The 20,575-nt window shown below is 33.2% G+C and carries 22 protein-coding genes; 19 read left to right on the forward strand and 3 right to left on the reverse strand.

What is annotated here, in order from left to right; all coding sequences use genetic code 11:
* Positions 1–268 precede the first annotated feature (268 nt).
* The 8 genes from ACEN2H_RS07845 (at position 269) to ACEN2H_RS07880 (ending at position 7,076) form a co-directional block, all read left to right on the forward strand.
* Entirely contained in the window at positions 269–1,012 is a 744-nt protein-coding gene (locus tag ACEN2H_RS07845) for a gliding motility protein GldB-related protein (RefSeq protein ID WP_441731771.1), read from the forward strand.
* A gap of 24 nt (positions 1,013–1,036) precedes the next feature.
* Positions 1,037–1,267: a DUF2268 domain-containing putative Zn-dependent protease gene (locus ACEN2H_RS07850; protein ID WP_441731811.1), complete on the forward strand. Its 231-nt coding sequence runs from the start codon at positions 1,037–1,039 to the stop codon at positions 1,265–1,267.
* A gap of 153 nt (positions 1,268–1,420) precedes the next feature.
* Positions 1,421–2,014 carry a hypothetical protein gene (locus ACEN2H_RS07855; RefSeq protein WP_441731772.1) on the forward strand — a complete coding sequence of 198 codons (594 nt, stop codon included), beginning with the start codon at positions 1,421–1,423 and terminating at the stop codon, positions 2,012–2,014.
* Between the two features lie 171 nt (positions 2,015–2,185).
* A complete protein-coding gene (locus ACEN2H_RS07860) occupies positions 2,186–2,935 on the forward strand; it encodes a phosphatase PAP2 family protein (RefSeq protein ID WP_441731773.1) in 750 nt (249 codons plus the stop codon).
* Positions 2,936–3,171: 236 nt separating this feature from the next.
* Positions 3,172–3,309, forward strand: a complete 138-nt coding sequence (locus ACEN2H_RS07865) for a hypothetical protein (RefSeq protein ID WP_441731774.1) — start codon at positions 3,172–3,174, stop codon at positions 3,307–3,309.
* A gap of 324 nt (positions 3,310–3,633) precedes the next feature.
* A complete protein-coding gene (locus tag ACEN2H_RS07870; RefSeq protein ID WP_441731775.1) occupies positions 3,634–5,034 on the forward strand; it encodes an alpha/beta hydrolase family protein in 1,401 nt (466 codons plus the stop codon).
* Between the two features lie 202 nt (positions 5,035–5,236).
* Positions 5,237–6,487, forward strand: a complete 1,251-nt coding sequence (locus ACEN2H_RS07875; protein ID WP_441731776.1) for an FAD-dependent oxidoreductase — start codon at positions 5,237–5,239, stop codon at positions 6,485–6,487.
* Between the two features lie 130 nt (positions 6,488–6,617).
* On the forward strand, positions 6,618–7,076 hold the full coding sequence (locus ACEN2H_RS07880) for a VOC family protein (RefSeq protein ID WP_441731777.1): 459 nt from the start codon (positions 6,618–6,620) through the stop codon (positions 7,074–7,076).
* Positions 7,077–7,164: 88 nt separating this feature from the next.
* On the opposite strand, the gene ACEN2H_RS07885 is transcribed toward ACEN2H_RS07880, so the two are convergent.
* Positions 7,165–7,878 carry a TSUP family transporter gene (locus tag ACEN2H_RS07885; RefSeq protein ID WP_441731778.1) on the reverse strand — a complete coding sequence of 238 codons (714 nt, stop codon included), beginning with the start codon at positions 7,876–7,878 and terminating at the stop codon, positions 7,165–7,167.
* A 110-nt stretch (positions 7,879–7,988) separates the two neighbouring features.
* Between ACEN2H_RS07885 and ACEN2H_RS07890 the strand changes: the two genes are divergently transcribed.
* Positions 7,989–8,411: an Lrp/AsnC family transcriptional regulator gene (locus tag ACEN2H_RS07890; protein ID WP_441731812.1), complete on the forward strand. Its 423-nt coding sequence runs from the start codon at positions 7,989–7,991 to the stop codon at positions 8,409–8,411.
* A 69-nt stretch (positions 8,412–8,480) separates the two neighbouring features.
* Here ACEN2H_RS07890 and ACEN2H_RS07895 read toward each other — a convergent pair whose 3' ends face one another.
* Positions 8,481–8,927 carry an FKBP-type peptidyl-prolyl cis-trans isomerase gene (locus ACEN2H_RS07895; protein WP_441731779.1) on the reverse strand — a complete coding sequence of 149 codons (447 nt, stop codon included), beginning with the start codon at positions 8,925–8,927 and terminating at the stop codon, positions 8,481–8,483.
* Between the two features lie 518 nt (positions 8,928–9,445).
* Here ACEN2H_RS07895 and ACEN2H_RS07900 point away from each other — a divergent pair.
* The 10 genes from ACEN2H_RS07900 (at position 9,446) to ACEN2H_RS07945 (ending at position 20,093) form a co-directional block, all read left to right on the forward strand.
* Positions 9,446–10,459, forward strand: a complete 1,014-nt coding sequence (locus tag ACEN2H_RS07900) for a zinc-binding alcohol dehydrogenase family protein (protein ID WP_441731780.1) — start codon at positions 9,446–9,448, stop codon at positions 10,457–10,459.
* Positions 10,460–11,111: 652 nt separating this feature from the next.
* Positions 11,112–12,260 (forward strand): ergothioneine biosynthesis protein EgtB, encoded by a 1,149-nt coding sequence (gene egtB, locus ACEN2H_RS07905; protein ID WP_441731782.1) that lies wholly within the window; start codon positions 11,112–11,114, stop codon positions 12,258–12,260.
* Position 12,261: 1 nt separating this feature from the next.
* Entirely contained in the window at positions 12,262–13,209 is a 948-nt protein-coding gene (locus tag ACEN2H_RS07910) for an L-histidine N(alpha)-methyltransferase (protein WP_441731783.1), read from the forward strand.
* 2 nt (positions 13,210–13,211) lie between these two features.
* Positions 13,212–13,484 (forward strand): hypothetical protein, encoded by a 273-nt coding sequence (locus ACEN2H_RS07915; RefSeq protein ID WP_441731784.1) that lies wholly within the window; start codon positions 13,212–13,214, stop codon positions 13,482–13,484.
* 105 nt (positions 13,485–13,589) lie between these two features.
* Positions 13,590–13,880, forward strand: coding sequence for a hypothetical protein (locus ACEN2H_RS07920; RefSeq protein ID WP_441731785.1), 291 nt, complete (start codon positions 13,590–13,592; stop codon positions 13,878–13,880).
* Between the two features lie 364 nt (positions 13,881–14,244).
* The gene (locus tag ACEN2H_RS07925; RefSeq protein ID WP_441731786.1) at positions 14,245–15,612 is read left to right on the forward strand and encodes an NAD-dependent succinate-semialdehyde dehydrogenase; all 1,368 of its coding nucleotides are present in this window, start codon (positions 14,245–14,247) and stop codon (positions 15,610–15,612) included.
* A 456-nt stretch (positions 15,613–16,068) separates the two neighbouring features.
* On the forward strand, positions 16,069–16,785 hold the full coding sequence (locus tag ACEN2H_RS07930; protein WP_441731787.1) for an SDR family oxidoreductase: 717 nt from the start codon (positions 16,069–16,071) through the stop codon (positions 16,783–16,785).
* Between the two features lie 449 nt (positions 16,786–17,234).
* Positions 17,235–17,750 (forward strand): peptide-methionine (S)-S-oxide reductase, encoded by a 516-nt coding sequence (locus ACEN2H_RS07935; protein ID WP_441731788.1) that lies wholly within the window; start codon positions 17,235–17,237, stop codon positions 17,748–17,750.
* A gap of 20 nt (positions 17,751–17,770) precedes the next feature.
* Positions 17,771–18,727 (forward strand): aldo/keto reductase, encoded by a 957-nt coding sequence (locus ACEN2H_RS07940; RefSeq protein WP_441731789.1) that lies wholly within the window; start codon positions 17,771–17,773, stop codon positions 18,725–18,727.
* Between the two features lie 133 nt (positions 18,728–18,860).
* Positions 18,861–20,093, forward strand: coding sequence for an FAD-dependent oxidoreductase (locus tag ACEN2H_RS07945; protein ID WP_441731790.1), 1,233 nt, complete (start codon positions 18,861–18,863; stop codon positions 20,091–20,093).
* Here the strand turns inward: ACEN2H_RS07945 and ACEN2H_RS07950 are convergent.
* Positions 20,086–20,448: a DUF2237 family protein gene (locus tag ACEN2H_RS07950; protein ID WP_441731791.1), complete on the reverse strand. Its 363-nt coding sequence runs from the start codon at positions 20,446–20,448 to the stop codon at positions 20,086–20,088. The genes ACEN2H_RS07945 and ACEN2H_RS07950 overlap by 8 nt on opposite strands.
* Between the last annotated feature and the right edge of the window lie 127 nt (positions 20,449–20,575).

Here is a 20,575-nt window from a genome sequence, read left to right on the forward strand (position 1 = left end):
AAAGAGCAGTCTTTAGCCTGTAAAGAGGTTCCACTACAACCGGGGCTAAATATTTTGCGGTAATAAATACCGTTTGTCGTAAAAATACTACCTAAAAAAGTGTCGTTTTTGAAAAATTGCTCAAGTTAAATTAATTCATCAGATTTTTCGGTAAAATAGTATATATTTGAATAACTGAAAATCCGCTATTGAATAGCGACAATTCTTATAATTTTGGGTGTATAACCGATATTAATTAGCGAGTATATGCAATTTTAAAAAAAACATCGTGATTAAAAAAATCAAACTATTCTTTATTCTCTCTTCAGTATTGATGCTGTCTTTTTCTTGCCAAAAAGAAAAGAAACAATCAAATAAATTTGTAACACAAGATATTCATAATTTTTATGATATGCTTTCTCAAATTGAGAACGCAACTTCATTAAATGACACTTTAAAAATTTTGAACGAGAGCTATTTGCAAAAAGCGAGCATTGGTTTGAAAGGTTATCTCGAAAATGAAAATAGCAGTAACAAACGAGACATCAAACAAGAATACTTAAAGATAATCAGATCTTTCCCAAAATACTTTCAATCCCAAAAACCACTCTTATCCGATATTGAAAATCAACTTGATGAATATGATAAATATTTTCAGAAAATAAAAGAAGTTTACCCAGATGCTAAATTCCAACCAACATATTTTTCAATTGGATTTTTCAATACACAAGGTCAAATGGTGTACCCAAAAACTATTTTTGTGGGTTTAGAGGCTTCTATAAGAACCGAAAAAACAGATTACAGCGAGTTTCCAGAAAATTACTCGTGGCTCGTAGATGAAACATCAACCATTAAAGATTTAGGATATTTAGTGGTTCACGAAAATCTACATACTTTTCAGAAAATCGAACATAATGAAAATTCGATTTTAGACCAAGCGATCACTGAAGGGGCTGCTGTTTTCTTAACTGCATATTTTTGCGGCAAAGGAAGTTTAGTTGGAATTGCGGGAATTAACCAAGATATGATCTAATACGCCAAAAAAAACAGAACGGAAATTTGGAAAGAATTTGCGACAGATTTAAAAAATCCTAAAAATTTTTCAAAATGGTTCTGGAGTAGCGAAACAAAATATCCATACTCTATGGGATATTATATGGGTTATATGATTTGTAAAAATTTTTTTGAAAACCAAAAAGACAAAGAAAATGCAATTAAAGTATTGATAGAAATAAATGAACCAAATTTAATCTTTGAGAATAGTGAATATTACAAGTTTTCGCAATAAAAACTGCATATAACCGCTTTGAGCTAGCTGGAATTTAGTCGAATTGCCGTTTCGCATCAAGTTTTCTTTAAGCCGAAAATTGAAAGGTTACGATTTTCCAGCCATCTCAAAGTGGCATAACGTGATAGAGCATTTAAAAGACGAAAACAAACAATGAAACACTTAGCAACAGCATTTTTCCTTTTATTGACAATCTTTTCAAAAGGACAAGAAATCAAAACGCTTAAAGAAACAAATAGCGGTGACACTATATCTTCTGAAGAAGGAATCATTTATGGAAATTTTATTCAGATACTTGGATTTAGTAGTGGCGGATTTCCACAAGATATTCGACTAATAAATATAGATACTAAGGAAGTTTTGGCATATAGGGTTAAACCTACCTATAAATCTGCAAAAGAAAATACATTCATGTACTTTATTAAACCTGGTAAATATGCAATACTTAATTATTGGTGGACAAAAAGTACATGGTACGGTGGAAAATTTTTTACCGAACCAATTTTTAAAAATATTGACGTAACCGACAATTTTGAGCAAAAAATCAAATCAGGACAAATAAATCAAAATGAATTAGAACAGTTCACGTTTGAAATAACAAAAAATTCATTAAACTATCTCGGAACTTGGCATTTTGACAAAGGACTTGTTTCTTTTACTGATGACAAAATGCAATTTGATAACTTAGTAAATAGTAAGTTTAAAAAGCTTGATTTTTCGAAATCGACAACTATCCTTCCACAATAACAGCAGAAGATAAACGCTTTATAACAGCTACTACAACTGATTTAGGCAATTGGCTTAGTAGCAATTTGGTTTTGTATTTGGAAATGATTTGGCAAATTCGAATCATGGGCTTAATTTAATCCCAAACTCGTTGTAGTACGAGAACGTTGTGTGTAATTCTGTAGAAAACTGATGAAAAAAAATAATTTCTTATTTATTGCTTTAATCTTGACCTTAAATTTATGTGGTCAAAGTAAAACTGTTGACAGTTTACAAATTGATAATAATGCTAAATTTAAATACAAGAGTTTAATAATTCCAACAGTATTAATTGGATACGGAATAATTGGTCTGGAAAGTCAAACATTAAAAGGTATAAATTCAGAAATAAAAAACGAATTTAATGAGCATATTGATAAGAAATTTACGATTGACGATATTTCACAATATGCTCCTTTTCTTTCAGTTTACGCATTGAATGTAACAGGAATAAAAGGAAAAAATAATTTTAAAGACAGAACAATTATATTGGGAACTGCATACATAATTATGGGTGCGACAGTTAATGTCATAAAAAACACCGGAAATGTTGAAAGACCAGATGGGACTTCCAATAATTCTTTTCCTTCAGGTCATACAGCAACTGCTTTTATGGGAGCAGAATTTTTATTTCAGGAATACAAAGATGAATCAATTTGGTATGGTATTTCCGGCTATGCCGTTGCAGCAGGAACTGGTTTTTTCAGGATGTATAATGACAGACATTGGTTAACGGATGTTATGGCTGGAGCTGGAATAGGTATACTAAGTACAAAAATTGCATATTGGATTCATCCATGGATGAAACGAAATATATTCAGTGGCAATAAAAAATCGAATGGTATAATTATGCCAGTCTATAATGGGAAAAATTTAGGAATAGGAATGTCAATGAGTTTTTAATCAAGAACTACGCACAACCAGCTGTTTTCCTGGATTTGGGTATTCGGCTTAATTTTAAGTTTGTTTTGTACTTGGAATAAAAATTATTAACCAAATAAAACTCAAGATTTAATCCCCAAACCGAGTATAGCTGAACGGTGCTGTACGTCATTTAGGCATTACGAAAAATTTTTAAATTAATTAAAATGAACAAACTGAAATTAGCATACTTGTTATTAATTGTAAGTATAATACTAATGGCAATAAACATTTATAATTTAGATTTTAAGAATTTGCAAAACGGAAATTATTGGGGAAATGTATCTAACTTATTATTGATGATTGGAATGATTATAAATATTAGAGATTTAAATAATCGAGAAGAAAACAAATAGAAAATGGAATAAATCTAATTGTATTGTTTTTAGTATTTATCACTTGGATTATTTTGTTTTCGGGTTTTTACCTTATAAAACTTGAAGGTTTTAAAAACCAAATAATGAATTGGACGAAATAATACCGAAATTAAAAAACTGAACGCTCAACAGCTATTTTGAGCTAGCTGGAGTTTAGTGGAATTACCGTTTCGCATCAAGATTTCGTTAAACCGAAAATTTAAAAGTTGCGAACTTCCAGCCATCTCAAAGTGGCGAAACGTTAGAGAAAAATTACAGAGATATTACATAAAATAACAATGAATTAAAAAACAACAAATTAATATGAGAACATTTTCGATTTTACTGATTTCACTATTATCTTCAATTACTTTAATAGGACAAGAAATTACAGGACAGTGGAATGGAGTATTAAAAGTGCAAGGAACACAATTAAGGCTTGTATTTAATGTTACTAAAACGGATAAAGGTGTAAGCTCAACAATGGACAGTCCAGACCAAGGAGCAAAAGGAATTCCAACTACAAGTACAAGTTTTGAAAACTCAATTTTGACAATCACAATCGAAAATGCAAGAATTGAATATGTAGGAGCATTGGGCAAAGACAACATTATAGTTGGCACTTTCAAACAAGCTGGACAATCCTTTGCAATGAACTTATCAAAAGAAGTAATTGAAAAAGAAAAACTTGTAAGACCACAAGAACCAATAAAGCCATACCCTTATTATTCAGAGGACGTAACTTTTGAAAATAGTAAGGCAAGGATAAATTTATCAGGAACATTGACATTGCCTAAAAAAGACGGAGTTTTTCCTGTTGCAATTTTAATAAGTGGAAGTGGACCACAAAACAGAGATGAGGAATTACTGGGACACAAACCATTTCTTGTTTTATCAGATTATTTAACGAAAAATGGAATTGCAATTTTACGTTATGACGACGGAGGAACTGCTTTATCAGGAGGAGATTTTAAAACTGCAACTTCTGCCGACTTTGCAACAGATGTAGAAAGTGCAATAGAATATTTAAAAACAAGAAAAGAAATAAACAAAAATAAAATTGGTTTAATTGGGCACAGTGAAGGTGGATTAATTGCACCAATGGTCGCCAGCAAATCAAAAGACGTGGCTTTTATCGTTTTATTAGCGGGTACAGGAATACAAGGGGACCAAATACTTTTACTGCAACAGAAATTAATTGGAAAAGCTTCTGGAGTCAGCGAAGAAGATTTACAAAAAACCGAATTAACAAATAGAAAAGCATTTGAAATTGTAAATAAGTCGAACAGTATGGAGCAACTTAATATTGACTTAACTAATTTTATAAAGCAAAGTTTAGTAGATAATCCAAACGCTGGAAAACCGCAAGGAATGAGTGATGACGATTTTGTAAAATTACAAGTCAAACAAATTGCAAATCCGTGGATGCAATATTTTATTAAATACAATCCTAGACCAGCATTGGAGAAAGTAAAATGTCCTGTTTTAGCAATTAATGGAGAGAAAGATTTACAAGTTCCACCAAAAGAAAATTTGGAAGCAATAAAAGAAGCATTGGCAAAAGCTGGAAATAAAAAAGTAACAATAAAAGAATTGCCAGACCTAAATCATTTATTTCAAGAATGCAAAACAGGTTCGCCTGAAGAATATGCAACAATAGAACAAACATTTTCACCAACAGCTTTGACAGAAATTTTGAAGTGGGTACAAACACAAACAAAATAATACTTGTGCTAACATCGATTTGTAAATCTGGCGGGATTAAGCTTAATTTTAAAATAATTTTATAGTTAAAGAATTACTCGTTAATAAAAAATAAAGGCTTCCGTAGTTAGTTACATCGCAAAGTAGCCAAGCTTTAATACCATTACTGAAAGGCATGAATAAAACTGACTTGATTTTAAAAAAAAAATGACATTTAAAACTTATGGGAAAAATTATTGTAATCGGAGGAGGATTAATGGGGAGTTCTGCAGCTTGGCAGCTCTCGCAATATGGAGAAAAAGTACTATTGATTGAGCAGCAAGGTCCTATTTATACCAATGGATCAAGCTATGGAGAGTCACGAATTTCTAGGTCTCTAGGACCTGAGGAGGATATTTTTTCTTTTATTCACAACAAGGCAGTGTCCGAGGCAAAGCGATTAATCTCATTTCTTAATACAATCGAAAATGATGCGACGCACAGTATGGAAGATATTTATGTAACCAATCCCGTAACCTATATTTTTGACGATACTGGAACAGACGAAATCAAAGCTTTGTGCCACCCAAAACAACAGGACAACTATAAAGTCGCGACCGCTAAAAACATATCGGAAGTATTTGGAATGAACCTTCAAAACTCTGATACCGTAATTAGGGAATACCGAGATTATACAGGAATGATCAAACCCAAAGTGTTGATATCCAAACTTCATAAAGCGATTAGGCACCATAATAATGAAATTTTGTTCAGTCAAACCATTATTAGTATCTCCCAAAAAGACAGTTTCTACGAGATTGAAACAATCGACTCTAACACCCAAAAAAGCACAACATTTCAGACAGAAAAACTAGTTATAGCAGCAGGTCCCTATACCGGAAAATTACTGACGAAAATTGCACCTTCTTTTGATAAGCTTATAAACCCTGTTCGTGTATTTTCTGTTTTTTTTAAGATTAAAAAAGCTACTTATAAAACATTTACTGATCAAGAGAAAGAAACAATACGTTTGTCGGTACCCTTATTTTATCAATATGGCAATATGTTCTATGCAATGATTGACAGTATTGACGATGATGGTTCTCCTATTTTTAAAACAGGCGGTCACGCTGTGTATAATACTATTGAAAACATGGATGAATGTTGGGGTATAAAGCCGTCTGCCGAAAATATAGAATGGTCTGGAGAAGAGTTGTATCAGTACTTAAAAGCAATAAATATTTCTCTAAAGAAAGAAGATATTGAATATGTTCATGGCCACTCTTGTGTGTATTCACTAACAGCATCAAAAATCCCAGGAGTGACAGCTGTCAAGAATAAAATTGACAATAGTCTTGTTGTAATAGGAGGAATGAATGGTGTAGGTGCAAAAGGTAGTCTTTGTTATGGTTTGATAGCCGCAAATACTTTGCTTAACAAGCATGATGATGAGCCCATGTACATCAAGACGAAGGACGCATTAAGCACTCAATAATATTGAAGGGAATAATGCATGTACTATCTTAATTTATGGAAATAGGTTTAGTATTAAGTTGTTTAACTACTTTTGAGCAAATTGTAATTGATTATATAAAAAAATATATACTATTTTAAATTAGATTTTTATGAGAAAAATAATAGTTTTAATAATTGCGCTTTCGTTTAGCTCTTTTGTTCAATCACAGGATACAACTTCAGTTAATTTTACTTTTAACCATTTAGCACTTTCGGTAAAAAACCTAGATCGTTCTATTGATTTTTACAAAAAAGTATTTGATCTTAAAGAAATTACAAACCGAACAAAAGTAGAAGGAATTCGTTGGCTATCGTTGGGAGAAGCTAAAGAATTACATCTTATTTCGACCTTGAAAGACCCATTCACAGTCAATAAAGCAATACATCTTAGCTTGTCAACACCCAATTTTGACAGCTTCATCAAACGGCTTGAACTTTTAAAAATTAATTATTCGGATTGGCTAGGGACCTCTGCTACCATCACTAAAAGAGCAGACGGTATTAAACAAATATACTTTCAAGACCCTGACGACTATTGGATAGAAGTAAACAATATCGGACAGAGGTAAAAATAGAGTTCTGTTTTAGCTGCCATTATTGCTGATAGGCATTAGCTTGGCTGAAGCGAAAAGTTCCTGTATTATGATAAAAAAACAATCATATATCAAAAGCCAGCATGAGTCCGGATATAAATAGCAGTCCTAAAATAACTTTCTTGACCAATGCCTCATTGAGTTTTAAATAGACTTTTTTTCCTAAAAACAAAGCCATTATAAAAAAAGGTAAAACATAAAGAGAATTGTAAATTTCAGACATCGTTATTAACCCTCCGGCAATTAATACTGGTATGCGCATCAGAGTTACCAGTCCTAAAGCTGCAAACATGGTTGCTCTAAAAGTCTTCACGTCTGCAGTTTCGTTTTGAACTATCATTACATACAAAGGCCCTCCTGTGGAAAATACTCCCGAGAAAAAACCGCCCAAAAAACCAAAAAAGTGTTTCATCTTTTTAAATAGCAATGATTTCTTTTTGACTCGCAAACTATTTAATACAAACAGGATGATGAAAACCCCTAATGCTTTCTTTAAAATCAGCGGTTTTCCATACATCAAAACGAGAATACCCACAAGCACTCCAAAAAAAGAGGAAAGGGCAATTTTCTTTATCAAGCTCTTGTCAATATGTTCCCATTCCTTATAGACATAAATAGGAGCGGAGATCATATAAAAAATAGAAATGTAGGACACTGCTTGAGGTAAAGGCATGACGCACAGCAAGAAAGGCAAAGCGATCAACGCTCCTCCAAAACCTATTATGGTCTGAATAAAGAAACCTGCAAAAATTCCAATTATAAGTAGTAATAAACTCATATCCATAAATCAAAAGTACCATTAGCTAGACTATTGCTGAAATTTATTCCATCGATAAAATCTCTTTTTACCGTTATAAAAATGTATTTTTGAATTTTAATACTTTTTTAATGGTTGATACGATAGATTTAAAAATAATAGCGCAACTCGAAATAAACTCAAGAGCTTCTTATGTGGAAATTGGAAAGCAAATTGGACTTTCACCTTCTTCAGTACGAGAACGCATTCAAAAATTAGAAGACACAGCGGTAATACGGGGGTATAAAGTGCAGCTGAATAACCAAGAATTGGGTTTTGGTTTGGAAGTTTTTATTTTGTTCAAACTTTTTAGTGGTAAACTGCAGCTATTTTGTGATCAGTTGACAGATTTTCCTGAAATCACAGAAGTCTTTAGGATCACCGGACCTCAAAATATTATTATGAAGGTAGTTTTAGTAGATCAATTGCACCTGCAGCAATTCATAGACCGACTTTTGGTATATGGGGAGCCTACTACAAACTTGATTTTATCAGATTTAAAAAAAGGGAATTAACTTTTTTGTATAAAAAAAAGACCTAACAGCAATTGCTGTCAGGTCTTTTAAATAAGTAGGTAAACAATGTTACTCAGTTACTACTGTATCTTTAATTTCTACCACTTCAAGATCAAAAGTTAAATCTTTTCCGGCTAAAGGATGATTTCCGTCCAAAACGATGCTCTCTTCTCTAACTTCAATCACCTGTAGGTTCATTTCTTGTCCATCAGAAGATTTGGAAACAAGTCCCATTCCAACTTCAGGAGTGATTTCTTGTGGAAGTTCACTTTTTTGTACTTCTTGTATTAAATCTTGGTTTACTTCACCATATGCCTCTTCTTTGGCAATTGTTACCGTTTTTTTCTCATTCAATTTCATATCCATTAAGCCTTTTTCAAAACCTGGAATTAAACGACCTTGTCCTAAAGTAAATTCTAATGGTTCTTTCCCTTCAGAACTGTCAAAAACTTGTCCATCTGATAGCTTTCCAGTGTAATGCACTTTAACCGTGTTATTCTCTTTAACTTGACTCATAGTATTATTTTTTAATTTTAAAAAACATTCTTCGCATAATTTTTACGCAGCAAATATTTAATTTTAAACTTATGCTTGTTCAGACCGCATAAACCAAGCCAAAGGAACCCCAATACAAGTAAAACCTTCGAAATCGTCAAAAAAAAGCCTTTTTTTAGCTAAAAAAGGCTAAAAAATCAGCAAAAAGTCATTTTTTTTAGCTATTTAATTAAAAGCGGCAGTCGTGTCATGTAACATCAAAAAGTGATAAATTGAAAAGCTTAAGACAAAAACCTTAGCTGTTCAGACTGACTTCCGCTTTTACGACCGTGACATACACTTTATATTTATGAATCACTCGTTCTACTTTTATTTGAATTCTAATATTGATTTAGCTATTTTTTTTTGAGGTATTCTAACATTTTGTAAGCAATGAAAATAGATATGAACCTTTAAATGGTTTTTATTATGACATATAAAAAAGGACTCCTTTTTTAATGTTGTACCTTACCAAAAAGAAAAATAAAATATATACCAACATGAAAGCAATCGGATTCAAGCAATCACTACCTATATCGCACGCCGACAGTTTCATCTCATTCGAAACCGAAAAACCAATTCCATCAGGGTTTGATTTATTAGTAAAAATAGCAGCTATCTCTGTCAACCCTGTCGATTATAAAGTTAGACAAAGCGCAGCAAAAGAAAACATACTCGAAATACCTAAAATTATAGGTTGGGATGCTGTAGGAACAGTAGAAGCAGTAGGAGAAAGCACCTCAAAATTTAAAGTTGGGGATCAGGTGTATTACGCTGGTGACCTCACCAGAAGTGGAAGCAATGCAGAATACCAATTAATTGACGAGCGGATTGTAGGCCACAAACCTAAAAGCTTAAGCATTGCTGAGGCTGCGGCCATCCCTTTGACTGGACTAACTGCTTATGAATCTCTTTTTGACCGTATTAAAGTAAATCCAGAGAAGGATCAAGGCAAAACACTATTGATATTGGCAGGTGCTGGTGGTGTAGGGTCTATGGCAATACAGTTGGCTAAAAAATTAGGAAACTTAACCGTCATAGCAACCGCTTCAAGACCAGAGTCTATAGAATGGTGTAAAGGTTTAGGCGCTGATTTTGTGGTTAACCATCACATGTTAAAAGAAGAATTAGAGAAAATTGGCCATAATCAGGTTAATTATATTTTGGACTGCGTGGATCTAGGAGGATATTGGGACACTATTGGCGAAATCATCAAACCACAAGGTCATATCGTTTCGATTACAGGAAGTAGCACCCCATTGAATTTAGATATACTTAAAACAAAAAGTGTTACTTTTTCCTGGGAATTAATGTATACCCGTTCCATGTATACAACAGAGGATCTCGAACGACAACACTTCATTTTGAATACTATCGCTGATTTATTAGACGCTGGAATTATCAAAAATACTTTAACAACTAAATTGGAAGGATTCACTGTTGAGAATTTGAAAAAAGCACACCAAATGCAGGAATCTGCAAAAACAATTGGTAAAACAGTGATTCGGTTCTGATATAAAACCGCATTTTCATAGCTGTAGTTTCAGCTGTTTTTTAACCTGAAATTAAGCAACAATTATCTGGGGAAACCGGTTTCAGGAAATGGAATCGGTCGTGACATTATTTTGAGCCACCATTTGTCCGAGTGGCTAAAAGTTCCTTATTTTAATTAAAAAAGTACTGGTGTTAAGGCAAACAGCAAAAAAATGGTAACCAATTATCATAAGCCACTCTTTTATTGGAGCACGTTTGTTTGTTTTTCTGCTTTATCTCAAAATAACGTTCAAGGATTCCATCAATTGGTGCTAAATTACTTCTAGTACCTAAATAAATTAAAAGTTGATCCCTCGTTTGAAACGCAAATTATTAAAATAGTAATACTTATAACAGGTCTACTGAATACACTTTCAAATTTAATGGAAGTACTGTTTCAGATTTTTTTTTAGCGGTTCACTAGATTAAACCAACCTAGTTTAGTTCTCCTTGATGTGGTTCCTCATTTTTCAGGATGACAAGTTGGTAGCTAAAGACTGTAGTATTTATGCATAATTGAGACAAAAAAAATGTGATTTGGCTTAAAGCATTTCGTAAATCATCCGATAACACAGAATTTGTATAAGGACTAGATATATCAAAAACATATTAGTAAATCATAAATAATTAAAAATGAACACAAGCATAAAGTACAAAACTACAAGGTTGCAAACCATTGATTTTTGCAAACACCTCCATATTGAAGATTATGCAGTCCAAGTAGTTCAGTTTGCGAGTCCACCCAAATGGCATTTAGCCCATACTACTTGGTTTTTTGAGACCTTTATTTTAATCCCGTATTCGAATAATTATATTCCTTTCAATCCAAACTTCAACTTTCTATTTAATAGTTATTACAACAATGTAGGGGATAGAATTTTGCAAACCAACAGAGGGAATATGTCACGACCAAGCACCAGTGAAATTTATGAATATAGAGCTTATGTAGATGCAATAATGCTAGAATTACTGACTGATGTGACTAATCAAGAAATAATTGACTTAGTAATTTTAGGATTAAATCATGAGCAACAGCATCAAGAATTATTGATAACTGATGTCAAATACATGCTGGGACACAATGCTCTTTTTCCAATTTTTAACAAAGAGTACAATCTTATAAACAGTGGCAATTCTAATGCAAATAGTATTAAAATAAATGGGGGCGTTTATGAAATTGGATATCAAGGTAACGATTTTTGTTACGATAATGAATTAGGTGTTCACAAAGTATATGTTGATGATTTTGAGATCAACAATTATTTAGTTACTAATGGTGAATTTATCGAATTTATGGAAGCTGGCGGTTATGCTGACTTTAATCTTTGGTTAGGCGAAGGTTGGTCCTGGGTAAATGCTAACAGCATTAATTGCCCTATGTATTGGCACAAAATAGAAGGAGATTGGCATTATTACAGCCTTAGTGGTTTACAACAAATCGATGAATCAGCGATCTTGTGTCACATTAATTATTATGAAGCGAAAGCCTATGCTGAATGGAAAGGAATGCGACTACCTACAGAGTTTGAATGGGAAATTTCCGCTCAACATTTAGATTGGGGGAAACGCTGGGAATGGACAAACAGTGCTTACTTAGCTTATCCAAGATTCAAAAAAGAAAATGGTGCACTCGGCGAATACAACGGCAAGTTTATGAGCAACAATATGGTGCTAAGAGGAGCTTCTGTGGCAACTTCTAAAAATCATAGCAGACCAACTTATCGCAATTTTTTTAACCCAACGGAGCGCTGGCAATATACAGGAATCCGATTAATAAAATAACATGACTGAAACATTCAAAAATGATGTTGAAAAAGGACTCAACGCAACTCCAAAAACACTTCCTTCAAAATATTTTTATGATAAAAAAGGAGATGCTCTTTTTGTAGAAATAATGAATTTACCAGAGTATTATCTATCGCGTTGTGAGTTAGATATTTTTCAAAATAAAACCAAAGATCTCATTGACAAACTTCAACTTGATCCTAATAGCTACTTTGAATTAATTGAATTAGGAGCTAGAGATGGTTCGAAAACCAAAGAGTTGCTAAGGATGATCGATGCAAAAAAATTTAAATTTGACTATTTCCCTATTGATATTTCTATAAATTCTTTGAAACTTTTGAAACAAGATTTAAACGAGGAATTACCTAATGTGTCCGTGCAAACAAAACAAGGTGATTATTTTGGGGTCTTGGCTTCTTTAAAAGAGAGTAAACTACCTAAAATCGTTTTGTTTCTAGGCTCTAATATTGGTAATATGAGTGATGAAATGGCAGCGCAATTCATCCATAATTTGAGTGCTATTCTTCAAGCTGGAGATAAATTAGTGCTGGGTGTTGATTTGATAAAACCTAAGGAATTAGTACTACCTGCTTATGACGATCATGAAGGCATAACAGCAAAATTTAACCTAAATCTTCTTAGAAGAATTAATGATGAATTAGGAGGGAACTTCGACTTAAATCTTTTTGAACATCAAGCCGAATATAATGAGGAAGAAGGCATAGCCAAAAGTTTTATTACGAGTACAGTCGAACAAAAAGTAACGATTAAGGCAATGGGGAAATCATTTGAATTTGCTGCAGCCGAAAAAATTCACACTGAAGTTTCTAGAAAGTATAATGATGCTATCCTTGCAAAAATTATTGCCAATACTGATTTTAGGATTTGTAATAAAATAATGGACAGTAAAGAATATTTTGCCGACTATATACTAGAAAGGAGCTAAAAATGGATAAAATTAAACTGGGGATATTAGGATTAGGAAGTCGCTCAACTACATTTTATATAAATGAGTTAAATAAACTGTATAATCAAGAAAAAGGAGGATTTAGCACTTGTCCTTTTACTCTTTTGAACTACAATTTTGATGCTATTAATTCGCTTTTACCAGATGCTTCGGATTCATTGGATGCAATAGTTCAAGATTATATTACGGAATTGGAAAAAAACAGATATCGAAAGTATCTTGATTCCAAATATTACGCTACACGAAACCATTGATCGATTAGTCACAAAAAAAAGATTATTCATCCTATTCATTTAGCTGTAGCAAAAATCAAAGAAAAAAACTGGTCTAAAATCGTTCTATTTGGATCAATGCATAGCATGCAGTCTCAATATATCAGTTCTAATTTTAAAGCCCATGACATTGAAGTAGAACTTCCTTCAGAAGAAGACAGATTGCTTATAGATGAAGTTCGCAAACGGGTTTATTCAGAAACGGAAACTGTAGAATTTATTGAAGATTACCATTTACTCATAGAAAAATATACTGTGGATAATCCCGTAGTATTAGCTTGTACGGAGTTGTCTGTCTTTAAACCTAAGAACAACAACAAAAATATTTTGGATATGGCACAACTTCAAATTACTGAAGCTGTAAAAACTGTCCTGTAAAATAATGCCTATTTAACTATTTTAAATACAATAATCAGGAAAATACACTGGTAAAACAGTGATTCAATTCTAAGATAAAAACTGAATTTAGATAGGCTAGTTTAAAACTTTTTTAGATTGAAACACAGCAACATTTATACAGGGAACCGGTGGCAGGTAATAGAATCTGTCTCGATATTTCTTTTAAAACCATATTGTTCATGCTGGCCAAAAGCACCTGGTTTGTTTAGGAAGCCGTGGTTTTACACCAAACAGCAAAAAAATGGCAATTAATTATCATAAGGCACTCTTTTATTGGAGCGCGTTTATTTATTTTTATGTTTTATCTTAAAATAATGTTCAAAGAATCTCAAAAATAAAAATCATGGCAAGTACTATAACTATAAATCCAGCAACTGGAGAAAAAATAGCAGAATATGATCGCATTACCATAAATGAGGCAAAAGAAAAAATTGCTCAGTCAAAAAGGTCATACGATAGCTGGAAGCAAAAGACTTTTGAAGAGCGGGCTCAACTCATGTTTAAATTAGCTGAAGTTCTTGAAGCCAACAAGGAGGAATATGCACAATTAGCGACGAGGGAAATGGGCAAAACTATCGGTCAGTCCCGCAAAGAGATAGAAAAGTGTGCATTTATATGCCGTTACTATGGGGACAATACCAAGGATCTATTGGCAGATGAAAGCGTTAAAACAGAAGCTTCAAAAAGTTATGTGACTTTTCAGCCTATCGGTGTAATATTTGCGATTATGCCATGGAACTTCCCCTTTTTTCAGGTCATCCGATTTGCGGTTCCAGCCTTGATGGCAGGAAACACCGGTGTTTTAAAACACGCCTCAAATGTCCAAGGCTGCGCTTTTGCTCTGGAAGACGCTTTTGCGAAAGCGGGATTTCCCGAAGGAACTTTTACCAACCTAAATATCGAATCAAAACGAGTAAAAGACATTATAGAAGATAAGAATATAGTTGCCGTAACTCTTACGGGAAGCGAACCAGCAGGTCGCTCAGTCGCTTCGATTGCGGGACAAAACTTGAAGAAAACAGTGATGGAACTAGGAGGTAGCGATGCCTATATTATTCTCGATGATGCTGATTTAGAGCAAGCCACTGATTTGGCCGCTTTTGGACGATTACAAAACAACGGGCAAACCTGCATTGCCGCTAAAAGATTTGTTGTACTTGATACAATTTATGATGAGTTTTTGACTTTATTCACTAAGAAAATGAAAGCTGCAAAAATGGGCGAGCCCACAGATGAAGATACATATTATGGTCCTATGGCACGAATAGATTTGCGTAATGAGCTTCACGAACAAGTGCTAAAAACTATTGCTCAGGGAGGAAAATTGGTTTTAGGAGGTGAAATTCCTGATAGCAAAGGCGCTTATTACCCTGCTACTATTTTGGCCGACTTAGAGCCAGGAATGGAAGGTTTTGACAATGAGCTGTTTGGCCCTGTGGCTTCAGTGATCCGTGCAAGAGATGATGCACATGCGGTAGAATTAGCCAACAATTCTATTTTTGGCCTAGGTTCTGGAGTATTCACAGGGAATAGTGAAAGAGGGGAAAGGCTGGCCCTACGGTTAGAAGCGGGGAGTAGTTTTGTAAATAAGCTAGTAGTCTCCGACCCAAGGTTGCCTTTTGGTGGAGTAAAAAATAGTGGTTACGGTAGGGAACTTGCCGCTTATGGAATTCGTGAATTTGTGAACACAAAAACTATTTGGATACAATAAACTAAAGTTTTTTCAAACGAATATAATTATTATTTTGCTTCACAGGCTAAGTATGTTCTGTAATTAATTTTCATTGAAAAATGTTGAGTTTGTGAAATCGTTTTCTCTCTTATCAGACAAAGAAGGTAAACCAAAATGTAAATGTTGCTTGACTTTTAAGTTAGCATAAAACTTCAGCAGCTATTATTTTTAGATAATATTTTTATTTTTGAAAGCAGCTTTAAAAAATATAATGGATTATTGGTTGTTCAAAGCGATTACAGTTTCGATAGGTATTTCTTCCAAAATTAAACATGGAGAAAGAGTATCTTTTAAATAAAAAAATCAATTATTGCTGCATTGAATTTAAAGATTACTTTTACTGCGAGTGATTATAATGCTGCTTAAAACGGAAGCATTTTTAACAAATAATAGAGTAGAAATCGGAATATTTTTTTCGATTATTAAAATAATAAAATGGAAATTAATAATTCAAGGGTTCTAATTACGGGAGGAAGTTCCGGAATCGGAAAAGAGACAGCAAAACAATTTATTGCTAGAGGTGCTAAAGTTGTAATTACTGGTAGAGATCAAAACAAACTAAAAAAAGTAGCTGACGAAATAGGAGCAATTCCATTATCATTTGACATTAGTGATTTAAAATCAATACCACAAAAGGCCAAAGAGGCACTCGCTCTATTAGACGGGAAAATTGATACTTTAGTAAATAATGCTGGCATTGGAGCTTTTCCAGCTCTAGGAGAAATTACGGAAAACGACTTACTAAGTGTTTACACCACTAACGTATTTGGCATGGCCTTGTTAACTCAAGAGGTCTTACCACAATTTAAGGAGCAAGGTTCAGGCAATATTATAAATATAGGAGGAACCGCTAGCCAAAAAGGTTTTGCACAAGGTTCCGTTTTTGCCGCATCAAAATTTGCAGTTAGAGGTATGACTCAATCTTGGCAGGCTGAACTGCGAAAATATAATATTCGAGTAACTTTAGTTAATCCAAGTGAAGTTACAACCGCATTTACGTACAGATTCCGAGAAAATCGTGACGAACGTAAAGAACAATCTAACAAACTAGGTTCAGAAGATATTGCACATACCATCATTTCGATTGTAGAAATGCGTAACAAAGGATTTGTCCCTGAAGTAACTATTTGGGCAACAAACCCTTTTGAATAAAAAACGAGAGATTTATTAAAAAGCAAATGACCCCTAATAGAGCATATAATTTCTAATTGTTGAGAAAAGTAGTTGCATAAATTACTAGCTTGTTAGTTAGGAATTACAGCAACACCTTGGTTGTTATTTTATTGCTAAAAATGATGATTTGATATTTTACTGAAAGCCGTGGGCAATCATTGGTGTTTTTTAAATAATAGTCTAAATGACAGCAGAAATTAGATTTTATGGCGCCTAAGGTTGCCCTAAAACCCAATACTATAAAAAGTATTTATAATACTTGTATTTAACTCGCACTAATCTTGATGCATAATCAAATGCAATTAATGAAGAAGAGCTAAGTAGTTCATATAAAACTAGAAAGCTAAATTTTCCAAGAAATACAATTAGAGAAAAAATAGTAAGCCTTCTCTCAGATAAAGACTCGAATAATTGGACTACGAAGTAATATGACATTAAACAAAAATAAAATAGCCTTAGGCGGCGGCTGCCACTGGTGCACTGAAGCGGTGTTTCAGTCGTTACTGGGTGTCATAAAAGTAGAACAAGGTCATGTCGCTTCAATAGGAGATAACAGCTCGTTTTCTGAAGCCGTTATCGTGTATTTTAATTCGGAAGAAATTGCTGTTACAGCACTAATTGAAATTCATTTACAGACGCACAAGAGTACCTCAAACCATTCTATGCGAAACAAATACCGATCTGCAGTTTACACATTTTCTGAAGTCCAAAAACAGGAAGTAGAGCAAATCATTGCAACGTTTCAAAAGCTTTCAGAAAAGAAATTAATAACACAAGTGTTTCCTTTTCAAACTTTTAAAGCTTCAAGAGACGAAATAACCAATTACTATTATAATAATCCAAAGAAACCTTTCTGCGAGAGCTTTATAAACCCTAAACTGAAACTGTTATTGAATCAATTTTCAAGTGCAGTAAATCCAGAAAAAGTAAAACATTTAAAATAAATTATAACCGTATTAATTGTATGTCAAAGACTAAAATAGGATTAGGTTTAGCGGCTTTAGGGAGGCCTGAATATATCAATATCAGAGACGAGAGTACTCATGATAAATCCCAAGATGCTTTTAGGGAAAATGCTTTTAGTGTTCTTAATTTTGCTTATAAAAGCGGCATTCGTTATTTTGATACAGCTCCTTCTTATGGAAAGGGCGAAGAGTTCTTAACAAACTGGAATTCTGAATATCAGCACAAGGATGTTACTCTCAGTACAAAATGGGGATATACCTATGTGGCAAATTGGGAATTCGGTTTTAGCGGAGCTCACGAAGTAAAAGAACATTCTTTAGATAAACTAATAGAGCAATGGCAGGTTTCAAAAAAACTACACTCCCAATTAAAAATATACCAAGTACATTCTGCAACATTTGAAAGTGGCATATTGGAAAATAAAGAAGTTTTTAAACAACTCTACGAAATAAAAAAAGAGACAGGCTTACAGATTGGTATCACAACAAGTGGAACAAATCAAAGTCAAATTATTGAAGCAGCATTAAAAATTAAGGTTGAAAAGAAAGACTTGTTTGATAGTTATCAAGTAACGTATAACATTTTTGAACAATCGACACACGCCATTTTAAAGTATTTGCTCCAGCTAGGAAAAACAGTAATTATTAAAGAAGCTTTGGCAAACGGTCGTATATTTAAAAATGAAAATTTCAGCCATTATGAAAAGCTTTATATGGTTGTTGACTCTTTAGCTAAAAAATACCGGGTAGGCACAGATGCGATTGCACTTCGGTTTATAATGGATAATTTGGAACCAACATATGTATTAAGTGGCGCATCAAGTATTGAACAACTTGAACAAAATATAAAAGCTTATAGTTTTAAGTTGGATAAAGAGGAATTGAATGTGCTACAATCTTTTAAAACAGATTCTCATAAGTACTGGAAAGAAAGAAATGAGCTGTCTTGGAATTGATTGGTTTGTTTACAGATGATAATGTAAATACGATCGGTAAAATAAGATTTCATAAGAGCTATTAAATGGACTGCTCTGTACTAAAAACAATTAATGATATTTGTATCTTTGCTTTGCACTGAAGGTAATAAACATGAACACAAATAAGAAAATTACAATAATTGGGGCAGGAATTAGCGGATTAATAACCGCTATAGAACTAGAAAAGTTAGGATTTAATCCTACAATTATTGAAGCTAGTGATCGTGTTGGTGGCCGTGTTAAAACAGATATTGTTGACGGACTTCAATTAGATCATGGATTTCAGGTCCTATTAGAAGCATACCCACAAGCAAAGAAATATCTAAATTACAAGACTTTAGAACTTCAAAAATTAATACCGGGCGCCGTAATTTATAAAAACGGTAAAACGACCTTAATCGGTGACCCGCTCAGGGATTTTTCATTGTTGTTGCCAACGCTTGTTGCTGATGTGGGTTCGATAAAAGACAAACTAGCCATTTTTAAGTTGAATTTATCGCTCAAAAACAAATCTCTAGAAGCTATTTTTGATTCTGAACAAGTAAGTACACTTCAATACTTAAAAGCGAAAGGTTTTTCAGATCGTATTATCCAAAATTTTTTCAAACCTTTTTTTTCTGGTATCTTTTTAGAAACTGATTTACGAACTTCAAGTGCTATGTTTGAGTTTACGTATAAAATGTTTGGAGAAGGTTTAGCAGTTATCCCAAAAGAGGGTATTCAAGCTATTCCTAACCAGTTAAAATCACAACTAACTAAAACTGTATTTAGATTCAATACTAAAGTAAAAACAGTAGAGGAGGGGCGTATTGTTTTAGAAGACGGCTCCATTACTACATCTGATATTATTATAATTGCGACTGATCCTAGTAAGCTAATAGGTTTAGAAAAACCCATTAGCTGGAAAGCCTGTGATAATCTTTATTTTGAAATAGAACAGGATAGCTTAAAAAAACCAATTATAGGTTTAGTAGCTGATAATGATGCTTTAATAAATAATATTTTTTTTACAACAAGTATTGCTAATAATAATACATCCAAAGCACATGTACTGTCAGTAACCATTGTTAAGCATCATGATTTAGAAGAAACCGACTTAATAAACAAAGTTGAAACGGAGTTGAAAAACAACTGCGGCATTATTACTAAGCGCTTCATAAAGCGTTACATTATTAAAAAAGCTTTACCAGATTTAGAACATGTTGAATATAATGGATCCGAAGCTGAGTTTAAATTTTCAGAAAGTATTTATCTAGCGGGAGATACACAGCTTAATGGCTCTTTAAACGCGGCTATGACAAGTGGAGAATCTGTTGCTAAGCTAATTGCTGAGCGTTTTAAATAGAATACTGTTGTAATAATTCTAGTGATACATATTCTAGTGTTAATTGATGTGTTGCATTTAAATCTATTTTTGGAGCGACATTGGCTTTTTCAGCTTCGCTCCAGCGAGAAACACATAAACACCATTTATCACCAGCTTTTAGTCCTGGAAAATCCCAGTTTGGTTTTGGAGTGATTAAATCATTTCCGTTTTTTAATGAATATTCTAAAAACTCCGCTGTCACAATTGCGCAAACAACATGAGTTCCAAAATCTGCTGATATCGTATTACAAAGACCATCACGGAAATATCCAGTCATTGGATCACAGGAACAGTTTTCTAAAGGTTTTCCATAAACGTTTAATGAAGAAGTCATAAATTTAAAAATTACAGTTTTTTACAAATATAGGCGGATTATTGAAATATAGCGATCAAATGGCTGACTGGCTCTAAAAATATGATATAATGTTTTGAACTATAATTTATATTATGTAAAATAGAAT

The organism is Flavobacterium sp. W22_SRS_FP1 (genome assembly GCF_052113685.1).
Classification (GTDB): domain Bacteria; phylum Bacteroidota; class Bacteroidia; order Flavobacteriales; family Flavobacteriaceae; genus Flavobacterium.

What these genes read in the sequence shown, in the direction of transcription:
- ACEN2H_RS07920 (WP_441731785.1), top strand. Translation starts at nt 13,590, where the DNA reads ATGCAGTCTCAATATATCAGTTCTAATTTTAAAGCCCATGACATTGAA.
- ACEN2H_RS07935 (WP_441731788.1), top strand. Translation starts at nt 17,235, where the DNA reads ATGACATTAAACAAAAATAAAATAGCCTTAGGCGGCGGCTGCCACTGG.
- ACEN2H_RS07915 (WP_441731784.1), top strand. Translation starts at nt 13,212, where the DNA reads ATGGATAAAATTAAACTGGGGATATTAGGATTAGGAAGTCGCTCAACT.
- ACEN2H_RS07910 (WP_441731783.1), top strand. Translation starts at nt 12,262, where the DNA reads ATGACTGAAACATTCAAAAATGATGTTGAAAAAGGACTCAACGCAACT.
- ACEN2H_RS07895 (WP_441731779.1), bottom strand. Translation starts at nt 8,927, where the DNA reads ATGAGTCAAGTTAAAGAGAATAACACGGTTAAAGTGCATTACACTGGA.
- ACEN2H_RS07890 (WP_441731812.1), top strand. Translation starts at nt 7,989, where the DNA reads ATGGTTGATACGATAGATTTAAAAATAATAGCGCAACTCGAAATAAAC.
- ACEN2H_RS07945 (WP_441731790.1), top strand. Translation starts at nt 18,861, where the DNA reads ATGAACACAAATAAGAAAATTACAATAATTGGGGCAGGAATTAGCGGA.
- ACEN2H_RS07880 (WP_441731777.1), top strand. Translation starts at nt 6,618, where the DNA reads ATGAGAAAAATAATAGTTTTAATAATTGCGCTTTCGTTTAGCTCTTTT.
- ACEN2H_RS07885 (WP_441731778.1), bottom strand. Translation starts at nt 7,878, where the DNA reads ATGAGTTTATTACTACTTATAATTGGAATTTTTGCAGGTTTCTTTATT.
- ACEN2H_RS07950 (WP_441731791.1), bottom strand. Translation starts at nt 20,448, where the DNA reads ATGACTTCTTCATTAAACGTTTATGGAAAACCTTTAGAAAACTGTTCC.
- ACEN2H_RS07855 (WP_441731772.1), top strand. Translation starts at nt 1,421, where the DNA reads ATGAAACACTTAGCAACAGCATTTTTCCTTTTATTGACAATCTTTTCA.
- ACEN2H_RS07860 (WP_441731773.1), top strand. Translation starts at nt 2,186, where the DNA reads ATGAAAAAAAATAATTTCTTATTTATTGCTTTAATCTTGACCTTAAAT.
- ACEN2H_RS07925 (WP_441731786.1), top strand. Translation starts at nt 14,245, where the DNA reads ATGGCAAGTACTATAACTATAAATCCAGCAACTGGAGAAAAAATAGCA.
- ACEN2H_RS07930 (WP_441731787.1), top strand. Translation starts at nt 16,069, where the DNA reads ATGGAAATTAATAATTCAAGGGTTCTAATTACGGGAGGAAGTTCCGGA.
- ACEN2H_RS07865 (WP_441731774.1), top strand. Translation starts at nt 3,172, where the DNA reads ATGGCAATAAACATTTATAATTTAGATTTTAAGAATTTGCAAAACGGA.
- egtB (WP_441731782.1), top strand. Translation starts at nt 11,112, where the DNA reads ATGAACACAAGCATAAAGTACAAAACTACAAGGTTGCAAACCATTGAT.
- ACEN2H_RS07940 (WP_441731789.1), top strand. Translation starts at nt 17,771, where the DNA reads ATGTCAAAGACTAAAATAGGATTAGGTTTAGCGGCTTTAGGGAGGCCT.
- ACEN2H_RS07875 (WP_441731776.1), top strand. Translation starts at nt 5,237, where the DNA reads ATGGGAAAAATTATTGTAATCGGAGGAGGATTAATGGGGAGTTCTGCA.
- ACEN2H_RS07900 (WP_441731780.1), top strand. Translation starts at nt 9,446, where the DNA reads ATGAAAGCAATCGGATTCAAGCAATCACTACCTATATCGCACGCCGAC.
- ACEN2H_RS07870 (WP_441731775.1), top strand. Translation starts at nt 3,634, where the DNA reads ATGAGAACATTTTCGATTTTACTGATTTCACTATTATCTTCAATTACT.